At 62.3% G+C, this 12950-nt stretch carries 10 protein-coding genes and 4 tRNA genes; 1 reads left to right on the top strand and 13 read right to left on the bottom strand.

Annotated elements, in window-relative coordinates:
* Positions 1-188 precede the first annotated feature (188 nt).
* A complete protein-coding gene (locus ACLEJP_RS17845) occupies positions 189-515 on the top strand; it encodes an Arc family DNA-binding protein (protein ID WP_060480503.1) in 327 nt (108 codons plus the stop codon).
* A 108-nt stretch (positions 516-623) separates the two neighbouring features.
* Here the strand turns inward: ACLEJP_RS17845 and mgtE are convergent, their stop codons facing one another.
* From mgtE to astA, 13 genes are all read right to left on the bottom strand, one after another.
* On the bottom strand, positions 624-2066 hold the full coding sequence (mgtE, locus tag ACLEJP_RS17850; protein WP_170031207.1) for a magnesium transporter: 1443 nt from the start codon (positions 2064-2066) through the stop codon (positions 624-626).
* A gap of 424 nt (positions 2067-2490) precedes the next feature.
* A tRNA-Arg gene (locus tag ACLEJP_RS17855) sits at positions 2491-2567 on the bottom strand.
* 70 nt (positions 2568-2637) lie between these two features.
* A tRNA-Arg gene (locus ACLEJP_RS17860) sits at positions 2638-2714 on the bottom strand.
* 72 nt (positions 2715-2786) lie between these two features.
* Positions 2787-2863 (bottom strand) — tRNA-Arg (locus ACLEJP_RS17865).
* A 106-nt stretch (positions 2864-2969) separates the two neighbouring features.
* A tRNA-Ser gene (locus ACLEJP_RS17870) sits at positions 2970-3060 on the bottom strand.
* Between the two features lie 72 nt (positions 3061-3132).
* The gene (csrA, locus tag ACLEJP_RS17875; protein WP_003254503.1) at positions 3133-3321 is read right to left on the bottom strand and encodes a carbon storage regulator CsrA; all 189 of its coding nucleotides are present in this window, start codon (positions 3319-3321) and stop codon (positions 3133-3135) included.
* 166 nt (positions 3322-3487) lie between these two features.
* A complete protein-coding gene (locus ACLEJP_RS17880) occupies positions 3488-4723 on the bottom strand; it encodes an aspartate kinase (RefSeq protein WP_170031209.1) in 1236 nt (411 codons plus the stop codon).
* An 84-nt stretch (positions 4724-4807) separates the two neighbouring features.
* On the bottom strand, positions 4808-7432 hold the full coding sequence (gene alaS / locus ACLEJP_RS17885; RefSeq protein WP_440808463.1) for an alanine--tRNA ligase: 2625 nt from the start codon (positions 7430-7432) through the stop codon (positions 4808-4810).
* 317 nt (positions 7433-7749) lie between these two features.
* A complete protein-coding gene (astE, locus tag ACLEJP_RS17890; protein WP_440808466.1) occupies positions 7750-8757 on the bottom strand; it encodes a succinylglutamate desuccinylase in 1008 nt (335 codons plus the stop codon).
* A 10-nt stretch (positions 8758-8767) separates the two neighbouring features.
* Complete coding sequence (locus ACLEJP_RS17895) at positions 8768-9058, bottom strand: topoisomerase II (RefSeq protein ID WP_440808469.1); 291 nt, start codon at positions 9056-9058, stop codon at positions 8768-8770.
* Between the two features lie 14 nt (positions 9059-9072).
* Positions 9073-10422, bottom strand: coding sequence for an N-succinylarginine dihydrolase (gene astB, locus ACLEJP_RS17900; RefSeq protein WP_440808470.1), 1350 nt, complete (start codon positions 10420-10422; stop codon positions 9073-9075).
* Positions 10423-10445: 23 nt separating this feature from the next.
* Positions 10446-11909, bottom strand: a complete 1464-nt coding sequence (gene astD, locus ACLEJP_RS17905) for a succinylglutamate-semialdehyde dehydrogenase (protein WP_289130973.1) — start codon at positions 11907-11909, stop codon at positions 10446-10448.
* Positions 11910-12938 carry an arginine N-succinyltransferase gene (gene astA, locus ACLEJP_RS17910; protein WP_063912885.1) on the bottom strand — a complete coding sequence of 343 codons (1029 nt, stop codon included), beginning with the start codon at positions 12936-12938 and terminating at the stop codon, positions 11910-11912. It lies immediately after the preceding gene.
* Between the last annotated feature and the right edge of the window lie 12 nt (positions 12939-12950).

Raw genomic sequence — 12950 nt, forward strand, 5'->3', positions numbered from 1 at the left:
GGCACAAAGCCTTTATCCAGATCACTATTTGTCACAGAATTGACGCCAAGGAAACGGCGACCATGAAGCAAGATGAACATCCATTTTTCACTGGCGGTTGAACATTTTGTCGTCGCCACGGTCGTACTACCACCCCGTGCGGCCAATTTGAGAACCGCTTCCCCTGAACCAAAATCCGGTCAATTTATATGCGCCCAATGAAACAGGCTATTTATTCGAGCCGCACTGCTGACAAGTTCGTCGTCCGCCTGCCAGACGGGATGCGTGAGCGCATTGCCGAGGTAGCGCGCAACCATCACCGCAGCATGAACTCCGAGATCATCGCGCGCCTGGAGCAGAGCCTTATCCAGGAAGGTGCGTTGGGCGACGAGCTGAGCATGCGCATGGACAGCCCTGAACTGTCCCTGCATGAGCGCGAGCTGCTGCAACGCTTCCGCCAGCTGTCCCACCGCCAGCAGAACGCACTGGTCGCCCTCATCGCTCACGATGTGGAAATGGCCGCCGACGCCTCCTGAGGCGTTCAGCGAACATGAAGAAGCCAGCGCAAGCTGGCTTTTTTTATGCGCGGATGGTCCTGCAACAGACGCGGTCCTACAGGGACTGCGTCAGCGCAAGAGGCCGGGTTACAGCAGGAACAACGTGGCCAGGCCGAGGAAGATAAAGAACCCGCCACTGTCGGTAACCGCAGTGATCATCACACTGGAGCCCATTGCCGGGTCGCGGCCCAGGCGTGTCAAGGTCATCGGAATCAGCACCCCCATCAAGGCCGCCAGCAGCAGGTTCAGGGTCATTGCCGCAGTCATCACCAGGCCCAGTGACCAGCTGCCATACAGCCAGAACGCCACTACCCCGATCACCCCACCCCAGATCAGGCCGTTGAGCAGCGATACCGCCAGCTCCTTGCGCATCAGCCGGCTGGTGTTGCCTGGCGATACCTGGTCCAGCGCCATGGCACGCACGATCATGGTGATGGTCTGGTTGCCGGAGTTGCCACCGATACCCGCTACAATCGGCATCAGGGCGGCCAGGGCTACCAGCTTCTCGATCGAGCCTTCGAACAGGCCAATCACCCGCGAAGCGACAAAAGCGGTAATCAGGTTGATGGCCAGCCAGGCCCAACGGTTGCGCAGCGAACGCCAGACCGAGGCGAAGATGTCCTCCTCTTCGCGCAAACCGGCCATGTTCAGCACTTCGCTTTCGCTTTCCTCACGAATCAGGTCGACCATCTCATCGATGGTCAGACGGCCGATCAGGCGCTCGTTCTTGTCCACCACCGGCGCAGACACCAGGTCATAACGTTCGAAGGCTTGCGCAGCATCATAGGCATCTTCCTCGGGGTGGAAGGACACCGGGTCGGTCGCCATGACCTCCGCCACCTTCTTCTCCGGGTCGTTGACCAGCAGCCGCTTGATCGGCAACACGCCCTTGAGAATACCGTCATAGTCGACCACGAACAGTTTGTCGGTGTGGTTCGGCAGTTCTTTCAGGCGGCGCAGGTAGCGCAACACCACTTCCAGGCTGACGTCTTCGCGGATGGTGACCATCTCGAAGTCCATCAACGCACCGACCTGTTCCTCGTCGTAGCTCAACGCCGAACGCACGCGCTCGCGCTGCTGGGCATCGAGGGTTTCCATCAGCTCGTGGATAACGTCACGCGGCAGCTCAGGCGCCAGGTCGGCGAGCTCGTCGGCGTCCATTTCCTTGGCGGCGGCGAGCAGCTCGTGATCGTCCATGTCGGCAATCAGCGATTGCCGCACAGCGTCGGAAACTTCCAGGAGGATGTCGCCGTCGCGATCCGAGCGCACCAGCTGCCAGACCGTCAGGCGGTCTTCCAGGGGCAAGGCTTCGAGGATATAGGCGATGTCGGCGGGGTGCAGGTCATCGAGCTTGCGCTGCAGCTCGACAAGGTTCTGACGGTGAACGAGGTTTTCCACCAGGTCGTGGTGGGCACCTTCCTGACGGTGTGTCAGGTCTTCGACCACGCGCTGGCGTTGCAGCAGTTCGACCACCTGGGCCAGGCGGTCCTGCAGGCTTTCCTGCGCTTTTTTTACTTCTACTTCAGTCATAGGCGAACTCCACTCCCAGCAGCGGAGCACGCCGGGAGAATCAATCGGTCAGATCTTTCTGTACGAATCTTGTTAGCGAGTAACTACTGGGTAAGTCCATGGTGGTTTTCCACAAGCCCCGGCGGGGCTGACGGGCGCAATCATACACTGCTAAAGCTGTCAGATCGCTGAAAATTTTGGCCAGAACAATCGTTTGCGTGATAAAGCTGGGACAACGCTCGAAGCTATCAGTGCGACGGCGGATCTGGCGGTTAAAGCACATGTGCTTGCCTGGATGTGTATGCCTGACGGGTTGGTCTCGGGCCCTGCCCGACCGCAAAGCCAAACGCCACATCTACAGGAGAGCTTAGATCGACATCACCAACAATTCATTGGCGAGGAAAACAAAAAGCCCGCTCAACTGAGCGGGCTTCTTGATGGGGTATGGCGGACTCAGGAGGATTCGAACCTCCGACCGCTCGGTTCGTAGCCGAGTACTCTATCCAGCTGAGCTATGAGTCCGTGGTGGTATTTTTAGACCAGGTTACCACTGGTGGTTGAAGTCGCCTTGCAAGCAGAGCCACTTCAAAAGTGGCGGACTCAGGAGGATTCGAACCTCCGACCGCTCGGTTCGTAGCCGAGTACTCTATCCAGCTGAGCTATGAGTCCGTGGTTGGTATTTTTAGACCAGGTTACCACTGGTGGTTTGAAGTAGCCTTGCAAACAAAGCCACTTCAAAAGTGGCGGACTCAGGAGGATTCGAACCTCCGACCGCTCGGTTCGTAGCCGAGTACTCTATCCAGCTGAGCTATGAGTCCGTGTCTTGCCGCGCATTATAGGTCGCTGAAACATTTTTGCAAGAACTTTTTCGTTTAAAATCAACTACTTAGCGTTCTTGCTGGTTACAGCGCCCTAAGCGAATAATGGCGGTGAAGGGGGGATTCGAACCCCCGATACCCTTATGAGGTATACTCCCTTAGCAGGGGAGCGCCTTCGGCCACTCGGCCACCTCACCGCAACACGAGGCGAATATTAAACACAGCCTTCCTCGTTTGCAACCCTTTTTTTGAAAAAAACTTCAAAAAAATTAAAGGCTTGGCTCCTCGTCCTTCTCCTTCTTGATCCGCAGGTAGATTTCCTCGCGGTGAACGGCCACTTCTTTCGGGGCGCTGACGCCAATACGCACCTGGTTGCCTTTGACACCGAGCACCGTCACGGTGATCTCGCCGTCTCCAATGATCAGGCTCTCGGCGCACCGACGAGTCAGAATCAACATAGCTTTCTCCTTACGCGAAACATACAGGGGTAACAGTCTTGGGTATCGCGGCCGGTCGTGGACGACGACTCGGGCCTCGGTTGCCTGCCACGCAGGCCAGGACAGGGCCTGCGTGGCAAGCAGAAACGCGAAGGGCGCGGCAAGCCGCGCCCTTCCAGGCAGCGTTTTACTCGCTCTGTCGTGCCGGAGCGTCGAGCTCGAACGCGGTGTGCAGCGCGCGTACGGCCAGCTCCAGGTACTTCTCTTCGATCACGACCGAAACCTTGATCTCGGAGGTAGAGATCATCTGGATGTTGATGCCCTCCTTGGCCAGGGCTTCGAACATGCGGCTGGCCACACCGGCGTGCGAACGCATGCCGACGCCAACGATCGAGACCTTGGCGATCTTGGTGTCGCCGATCACTTCACGGGCGCCGATTTCGCGCGCGGTGTTTTCCAGCACGCTCTGCGCCTTCTCGTACTCGTTGCGGTGCACGGTGAAGGTGAAGTCGGTGGTGTTATCGTGGGCAACGTTCTGCACGATCATGTCGACCTCGATGTTCGAGGCGCTGATCGGGCCGAGGATCTTGAAAGCCACGCCCGGGGTGTCCGGCACGCCGCGAATGGTCAGCTTGGCTTCATCACGGTTGAAGGCGATACCGGAAATGATCGGCTGTTCCATGGATTCCTCTTCATCAATGGTAATGAGGGTACCCGGACCCTCCTTGAAGCTGTGCAGCACGCGCAGCGGAACGTTGTACTTGCCGGCGAACTCCACCGAGCGGATCTGCAGCACCTTGGAACCGAGGCTGGCCATTTCCAGCATCTCTTCGAAGGTGATCTTCTCCAGGCGCCGGGCCTGTGGCACGACGCGCGGGTCGGTGGTGTAGACGCCGTCGACGTCGGTGTAGATCTGGCACTCGTCGGCCTTCAGCGCTGCCGCCAGGGCCACGCCGGTGGTGTCGGAGCCGCCACGGCCCAGGGTGGTGATGTTGCCGTGCTCGTCGACGCCCTGGAAGCCCGCTACCACGACCACGCGGCCTTGCTTGAGGTCGGCACGGATCTTCTGGTCGTCGATCTGCAGGATGCGCGCCTTGTTGTGCGCACTGTCGGTGAGGATGCGCACCTGGTTGCCGGTGTAGGACACCGCTGGCACACCGCGCTTGATCAGGGCCATGGCGAGCAGGGCAATGGTGACCTGCTCGCCGGTCGACACGATCACGTCCAGCTCGCGTGGAACCGGCTGATCGCTGATCTGCTTGGCCAGGTCGATCAGGCGATTGGTTTCACCGCTCATGGCCGACAACACAACCACCAGGTCGTCGCCCGCCTCACGGTGTTTCTTGACCTTATCGGCTACCTGCTCGATCCGCTCGATGGAACCGACAGAGGTGCCGCCAAATTTCTGTACGATCAACGCCATTTCAATGGTGCCTCAGCCCATACAGGGCCCCAAAAAACAATCCAACATGGGTCGGCCAGTGACTAGACCACTGGCCGACCCATCTCAAAGTCCCTGCTCTGCGAATGGCACGGCCAGCGCCAGGGCCTGGTCCAGTGCAGCGACGTCGACGCCGCCACCCTGGGCCATGTCCGGACGGCCACCGCCCTTGCCACCCACCGCCGCAGCGGCTTGTTTCATCAGATCGCCAGCCTTGAGTTGGCTGGAGAGGTCCTTGGTCACACCGGCCACCAGCACGACCTTGCCCTCATGCTCGCTGCCCAGCAGGATCACTGCGTGGCCGAGCTTGTTCTTCAGTTGATCGACCAGCGCCAGCAAGGCCTTGCCGTCCTGCCCGTCCAGGCGGGCGGCGAGCACCTTGGCGCCCTTGACCTCAACGGCCGCGTTGGAGAGATCATCCCCGGCGGCGCTGGCGGCCTTGGCCTGCAGCTGCTCCAGCTGCTTCTCCAGCTGGCGGTTGCGCTCGAGCACAGCCGACAGCTTGTCGATCAGGTTGTCACGGTTGCCTTTCACCAGTTGCGCGGCTTCCTTGACCTGCTCTTCGGCAGCGTTCAGGTAGGCCAGCGCCGCAGCGCCGGTGACCGCTTCGATACGGCGCACGCCAGAGGCCACACCGCCTTCGCTGATGATCTTGAACAGGCTGATGTCACCGGTGCGCTTGGCGTGAATACCGCCGCACAGCTCCACCGAGAAATCGCCGCCCATGCTCAGCACACGCACGGTGTCGCCGTACTTCTCGCCGAACAGCGCCATGGCCCCCTTGGCCTTGGCGGTTTCGATGTCGGTCAGTTCGGTTTCCACCGCAGTGTTCTTGCGCACTTCGCGGTTGACGATGTCTTCCAAGGCCTTGATCTGCTCCGGTTTCACCGCCTCGAAGTGGCTGAAGTCGAAACGCAGGCGCTGGCTGTCGACCAGCGAGCCCTTCTGCTGTACGTGCTCGCCCAGCACCTGGCGCAGCGCTTCGTGCAGCAGGTGGGTGGCCGAGTGGTTCAGCGAGGTGGCGTGCTGCACCTCGGCATCGACCTTGGCCTCGACCGACGAACCGATCAGCAGCGCACCGCTGGCGACCACGCCGTGGTGCAGGAAGGCACCGCCAGTCTTGGTGGTGTCGCGCACGTCGAAACGTGCAGCGCCAGCCTGCAGGTAGCCGGTGTCGCCCACCTGGCCGCCGGACTCGGCGTAGAACGGCGTGCGGTCGAGCACGACCACGCCCTGCTCGCCTTCACCCAGCTGGTCGACGGCCTGGCCGTCCTTGTACAGGGCGATGACCTTGCCCTGGCCTTCGGTAGCCTCGTAGCCGAGGAATTCGGTGGCGCTGTCGACCTTGACCAGGCTGTTGTAGTCCATGCCGAAGGCGCTGGCCGAGCGGGCACGCTCACGCTGGGCGTCCATTTCGCGCTCGAAGCCGGCTTCGTCGATGGTCAGTTCGCGCTCGCGGGCGATGTCGGCAGTCAGGTCCATCGGGAAGCCATAGGTGTCGTACAGCTTGAACACCACGTCACCCGGTACCACGTCGCCCTTCAACTGCGCCAGGTCCTGCTCGAGGATGCGCAGGCCCTGCTCCAGGGTCTTGGCGAACTGCTCTTCTTCGGCCTTGAGCACGCGCTCGATATGCGCCTGCTGGCTGTTCAGCTCCGGGAAGGCTTCGCCCATTTCGGCGACCAGCGCGGCGACGATCTGGTAGAAGAAGCTGCCCTTGGCACCCAGCTTGTTGCCGTGGCGGCAGGCGCGGCGAATGATGCGGCGCAGCACGTAGCCACGGCCTTCGTTGGACGGCAGCACGCCGTCGGCGATCAGGAAGCCGCACGAACGGATGTGGTCGGCCACCACTTTCAGCGAAGCCTGGCCGTCATTGCTGCAGCCGATGGCCTTGGCCGCGGCAGCCAGCAGGTTCTGGAACAGGTCGATCTCGTAGTTCGAATGCACGTGCTGCAGTACCGCGCTGACACGCTCCAGGCCCATGCCGGTGTCCACCGACGGCGCTGGCAGCGGGTGCAGCACGCCATCGGCGGTGCGGTTGAACTGCATGAAGACGTTGTTCCAGATCTCGATGTAGCGGTCGCCGTCTTCTTCCGGCGAGCCGGGTGGGCCACCCCAGATATCCGGGCCGTGGTCGTAGAAGATCTCGGTGCACGGGCCGCACGGGCCGGTGTCGCCCATGGTCCAGAAGTTGTCGGAGGCGTACGGGGCGCCTTTGTTGTCGCCGATACGCACCATGCGCTCGGCTGGCACGCCGACTTCCTTGGTCCAGATGTCGTAGGCTTCGTCGTCAGTGGCGTAGACCGTTACCCAGAGCTTTTCCTTGGGCAGATTCAGCCACTTTTCCGAGGTCAGGAAGGTCCAGGCGAAGGTGATGGCGTCGCGCTTGAAATAGTCGCCGAAGCTGAAGTTGCCCAGCATTTCGAAGAAGGTGTGGTGACGCGCGGTGTAACCGACGTTTTCCAGGTCGTTGTGCTTGCCACCGGCGCGCACGCACTTCTGGCTGCTTACAGCACGGGTGTAGGCACGCTTCTCCGCACCGAGGAAGCAGTCCTTGAACTGGTTCATGCCGGCATTGGTGAACAGCAGGGTCGGGTCGTTGTTCGGGATCAGCGAACTGGAGGCGACTCGGGTATGTCCCTGCTCTTCGAAGAAGCGAAGGAAGGCTTCACGGATTTCTGCGCTTTTCATAGGTTCTTCCACGGAAACGGCAGCCCTGTTGGGCAAACGCGTCGACGAAACGACGGCAAAGGGCCGCATTATATCGGTCCTGCGGTCTCGATGCAGTGTGTTTATACGATAGAAACCATCGTTTGGACGGTTTTTCGGGCTATGCAAACGAAAACGACATGGCCGGATGCTAAAGCCTGCCTTTCGCCACTGGCAAGCCAATTACCGCTCAGGGGGAGGGAAAATGGAACAGGCGGTGAATTAAAAGCGTTTCATGGGCAAACCGGGGACGATTTCAGCCTGTCCCGGCGTCAACGCCGGGACAGGCTGACAGCCAATCACCCCAACCGCTGCCCTGAATCGGGCACGATCAGGATGCCGGCGCGCAAGCCGTTCCTGACCTTGGGGTTGGGGAAGATGATGCGCGCCCCCTCCTCTTCCACCACCCAGCGGGTCTCCGCCAGGTCCTCGGCCAGCAGGTAGCCCTTGCTCAGCTCGGAGAAGTTCTCGATGTCCGCCGGCAGATGCAGGTGGAAGCTGTCACTGTGCTTGATGATCTCGCGGGAAACACTGAACAGCTGCAAGCCATCCAGCGAGCCTTCATCTTCCGGCTCGGCGTCTTCGATGATCTGGATCAGGCGCTGTTCCAGCCTGTCGAGGTTGACCAGCTCGTTCTGGCCGAACGGGCGGGCCTTGCCCAACTCCAGGGTAAAGGCTTCGGCCTCCAGTTGCTCATAGGTGAAGGCACTGAAGGTAATCGATGACTTGCTCTGCAGCAGCACGGCTTGCATGCCCGCTGCGGCCAGGCGGGCCAGCTCGCGACGGGAATGCTTGCGCCCCTCTTTATAGGGGTACAAGGCGAACTGCTCGATCTTCGAACCGCGAATGGCGGTATGCAGGTCGTAATGCAGACGCTGGCGCCCCGGCTTGCTGAAAAACACCCGGGCGAACTGTTCCAGCTCGGCCGCACGCAAGGCCTCGAAGCCACTGGACAGCTCGTGGCGGCCGTTGAACAGGCGGTTGATGTCCTGCTCGATGAAGCGCTCCCCCTTGCGGATGGCCGCCGGGTTGCCGAACAGGAACAGCACCCGCGCCCGGGGTATGATCTTGCCGTTGGCCACGCCATGCAACAGGCGTTCGAGCAACTCGATCGGCGCCGTTTCGTTACCGTGGATACCCGCGGACAACAGCAAGTCGAGCCCGCAATCGTCGCTTTCGGCCGGGCGCACTTCCAGCGCGCCCTCCCCTAGCCAGCGCAAACGCACGCCCTTGGGGGTCACTTGGGTCTTCTCGGCCGGTTCGTGATCGGTGAGGGTCAGCTCAAGCAATTTGCCAAGGGCGAGCATAGGGACTTCCTTAGTGGTGGTGGCCGCAGTCGGGGCCATGGACGTGATCTTCGTCTTCGCCAAGCTCCGCCGGCTCCATTTCCAGTTGCAGGCTGACCAGGTTGGTGGCCATCGGCCGCAGCAACAGGTTGGCATACTCGGTGTCGTCTTCCTCGACATCCACGCCGATCAGCAGCTGGCCACGGCCATCCTGCTGAATCCACACTTCCTTGCCTTGCCAGACCACGGCAAAGCGGGTGCAGGAGGTCTCCAGCTGGGTGCCGTCTTCATCTTCGAGGATCAGGCGCAGGGCGTCGGTCATTGCAAAGTCTCTCTTCAAGGTTGGCGTTGGAACGGATACACCGAGCCCAACTTCAGGATCTGGGTCAGTTCGTCCAGTGCCGTACGGCATTCCAGCAACAGCTGCGGGTCGGCCAGGTCCGCTTCGCCAAGGCGATCACGGTAATGCTTGTCGACCCACTGCACCAGGGTGTCGTACAGCGGGGCGGTCATGATAACGCCTTGGTTGACCGCTGCCAGTTCCGATTCCTTCAACGCCACACGCAAACGCAGGCAAGCCGGGCCGCCACCGTTCTGCATGCTCTGCTTGAGGTCGAACACCTTGACCTCCTTCACCGGGCCGCCGTGGCTGGTCAGCTGGCCCAGGTAGGCCCAGACCCGCTCGTTGTTGCGGCACTCTTCCGGCACCACCAGCAGCATGGAACCGTCCTCGCGGCTGAGCAGCTGGCTGTTGAACAGGTAGGAACGCACCGCGTCCTCTACCGTAACCGCTGCCCGCGGCACGCAGATGGCCTGGAAGTTGCCACCCTTGCTGGCCAGTTTAGCTCGCAGTTGGCCAAGTACCGTGTCGGTGTCGAGGAAAGCGTCCTCGTGGTAGAACAGCACCTCGCCGTTACCCACCGAAATCACGTCGTTGTGGAACACGCCCTGGTCGATCACCGCCGGGTTCTGTTGAGCGTAGACCACGCCCCCCTCGCTCAGGCCATGCAGCCTGGCCACCGCCTGCGAGGCCTCCAGGGTTTGCCGGGCCGGGTATTTCTGCGGCGCCGGGTAGCGGCTGTCGAAAGCACTGCGGCCATAGACGAAGAACTCCACGCCAGCCTCGCCGTAGCTACGGCAGAAACGCGTGTGGTTGGCCGCGCCTTCGTCGCCGAACTGGGCCACGGCAGGCAGCGCCGCATGGTGGGCAAAATACTGTTCATCGCTGAACATGGCCCCCAGCACGCGGCTGGTGGTCGGGTGTTCGATGCTGCGGTGGTACTTGCAGTTGAGGTTGGCAGCGGTGAAATGCACGCGACCATCGGCCGTGTCGGCACTGGGGCTGACCGTGGCGGCGTTGGCTACCCACATGCTCGAGGCCGAACAGCTGGCCACCAGCAAGGGCATGGCTTCCCTGGCAGCGCGCTGGATCACTTCGGCATCGCTGCCGCTGAAGCCCAGGCGGCGCAGCGCCGCCACATCCGGGCGCTCCTGCGGCGCCAGCACGCCCTGCTTGAAGCCCATGTCGGCCAGCGCTTTCATCTTCGCCAGGCCCTGGCGCGCGGCTTCGCGCGGGTTGGACCCCTGCTGGCTGTTGCTCTGCGAAGCCACGTTACCGTAGGACAGGCCGCCGTAATTGTGGGTAGGCCCGACCAGGCCATCAAAATTCACTTCATAGGATTTCATCGGCTAGGCTCCGAGACCTGTTGTTATAGGGTGACGCCCGGCGTGAGGGTCGCCGGCAAGGCAAGGCTGGCGGTCTCCAGCGAGGCCACGGGGTAAGCGCAGTAATCAGCGGCGTAATAGGCGCTGGCGCGATGGTTGCCACTGGCGCCGACACCACCGAACGGCGCGCTGCTGGCGGCGCCGGTCAGCTGTTTGTTCCAGTTGACGATGCCGGCGCGGCTGCGCAGCCAGAAGTACTGGTAGCGGGCGCGGGAGTCGGACAGCAGCCCGGCAGCCAGGCCGTACTGGGTGTTGTTGGCTTCTTCGATGGCGGCATCGAAGTCGGCGTAGCGAATCACCTGCAGCAGCGGGCCGAAGAATTCTTCGTCCGGCCGCTCGCTGACAGCACTGACGTCGAGGATACCCGGGGTCAGCAGCGCGGCATCGGCCTGCGGCTGGGTCATTTCCAGCAGCTGCACGGCGCCCTTGGCGACCAGCTCGGCCTGGGCCGCCAGCAACGCCCGCGCTGCCTGCAGCGAAATGACCGAGCCCATGAACGGCGCTGGCTGCTGGTCGAACGCACCCACCGTGATGGTCTTGCACACCTCGACCAGGCGCGCGATCAACCTGTCCCCCCAGGCGCCCTGCGGCACCAGCAGGCGGCGGGCGCAGGTGCAGCGCTGGCCGGCAGAAATGAATGCCGACTGGATGATGGTGTACACCGCTGCGTCAAGGTCCTTGACCTCGTCTACCAGCAGCGGGTTGTTGCCACCCATTTCCAGGGCCAGGATCTTGTCCGGGCGGCCGGCGAACTGCTGGTGCAGCAGGTTGCCGGTACGGCTGGAGCCGGTGAAGAACAGGCCGTCGATACCCGGGTTGGCGGCCAGCGCCACGCCGGTTTCACGCGCGCCCTGCACCAGGTTCAGCACACCCGCCGGCAGGCCGGCGGCGATCCAGCAGTTGACCGTCAGCTCGGCGACCTTGGGGGTCAGCTCGCTAGGCTTGAACACCACGCAGTTACCCGCCAGCAGTGCTGGCACGATATGGCCGTTGGGCAGGTGGCCGGGGAAGTTGTATGGGCCGAACACCGCCACCACACCGTGGGGCTTGTGCCGCAGCACTGCCGTGGCATCGGCCAGCGGGCCACTCTTCTCACCGGTGCGCTCGCGGTAGCTCTGTACCGAGATCGCCACCTTGTTGACCATGCTGGTGACTTCGGTGGCCGACTCCCACAGGGGCTTGCCGGTTTCCTCGCCGATGCACTGGGCCAGCGCTTCGGCATGCGTCCTGAGCTGCTCGGCAAATTTTTCCAGCACGTCGATACGCGCTTCCAGGCTCAGTTGCGCCCAGGCCGGGAAGGCCTGGCGGGCGGCCTGCACGGCGGCATCCACCTGGCTGGCGTCAGCGCCCTGGCCTTGCCAGATGACGGACTGCGTGACCGGGTTGAGCGATTGCAGGGTTTCGCCCTGGCCGGCCTGCCAGTTGCCGGCGATGTAATGCGTGGTCATTTATTTGGCCTCCCGGCTTGCCGACAGCGGCACCGCGCGCACATTGTCGCCGGCACCCATGCGCAGGCGCTTGGCGGTCAAGGGGTCGACCACCAGGGTACCGGCGGCCAGCCGCGCAGGTGCGGCCGTGATGCGGCAGTCGTCGCGCTTGCGGTTGTGAATGATGTAAGGGGTGGCGTCATCGCCCGGCGTGCCCACGGCCAGCACCAGGGTCTGGCTTTCGCGCACGGCGCGGATCTTGTCGGTATCGCATTCGATAGCAGGGCCGGCGTCGAAAATGTCGACATAGCCCTGGTAGTTGAAACCTTCCTGCTTGAGCATCGCCAGCGCCGGCTCGGTGTCCTTGTGCACGCGGCCGATCACGTTGCGTGCCGCCTCGGACAGGAAGCAGGTGTACAGCGGGAACTTCGGCATCAGCTCGGCGATGAACGACTTGTTGCCCACGCCGGTGAGGTAGTCGGCCTGGCTGAACTCCATCTTGAAGAAGTGCCGGCCCAGGCTTTCCCAGAACGGCGACCGGCCCTGCTCGTCGGACATGCCGCGCATTTCGGCGATGATCTTCTTGCCGAACAGCTCGGGGAATTCGGCCATGAACAGCATGCGCGCCCGCGACAGCAGGCGGCCATTGAGCCCTGAGCGGTAGTCGCTGCGCAGGAACAGCGAGCACAGCTCGGAATTGCCGGTCAGGTCGTTGGCCAGGAACAAAGTGGGGATTTCGCGGTAGATCTTCAGCTCCTGCGAGGCGCTGACGGTCAACCCGACCCGGTAGTTGTACCAGGGCTCGCGCAGGCCGACGGCACCGGCAATGGCACTGATGCCCACCACCAGGCCTTCGTCGTTTTCCAGCACGAACAGGTAGTCGGTGTCGGCGCGCTCGGCTTCACCACGGAAGCTTTTTTCCGCCCAGCCAACGCGATGCCCCAGGCGCTCTTCGTTGGCCGGCAGCGTGGTCAGCCCGGTGGTTCCGGTGCTGCGTGCCAATTCGATCAACGCAGGCAAATCGCTGCTGCGTACAGGACGAACGATCATGCTATCTCCTTG

The sequence above is a fragment of the Pseudomonas sp. SMV7 genome, assembly GCF_052041995.1.
GTDB lineage: Bacteria > Pseudomonadota > Gammaproteobacteria > Pseudomonadales > Pseudomonadaceae > Aquipseudomonas.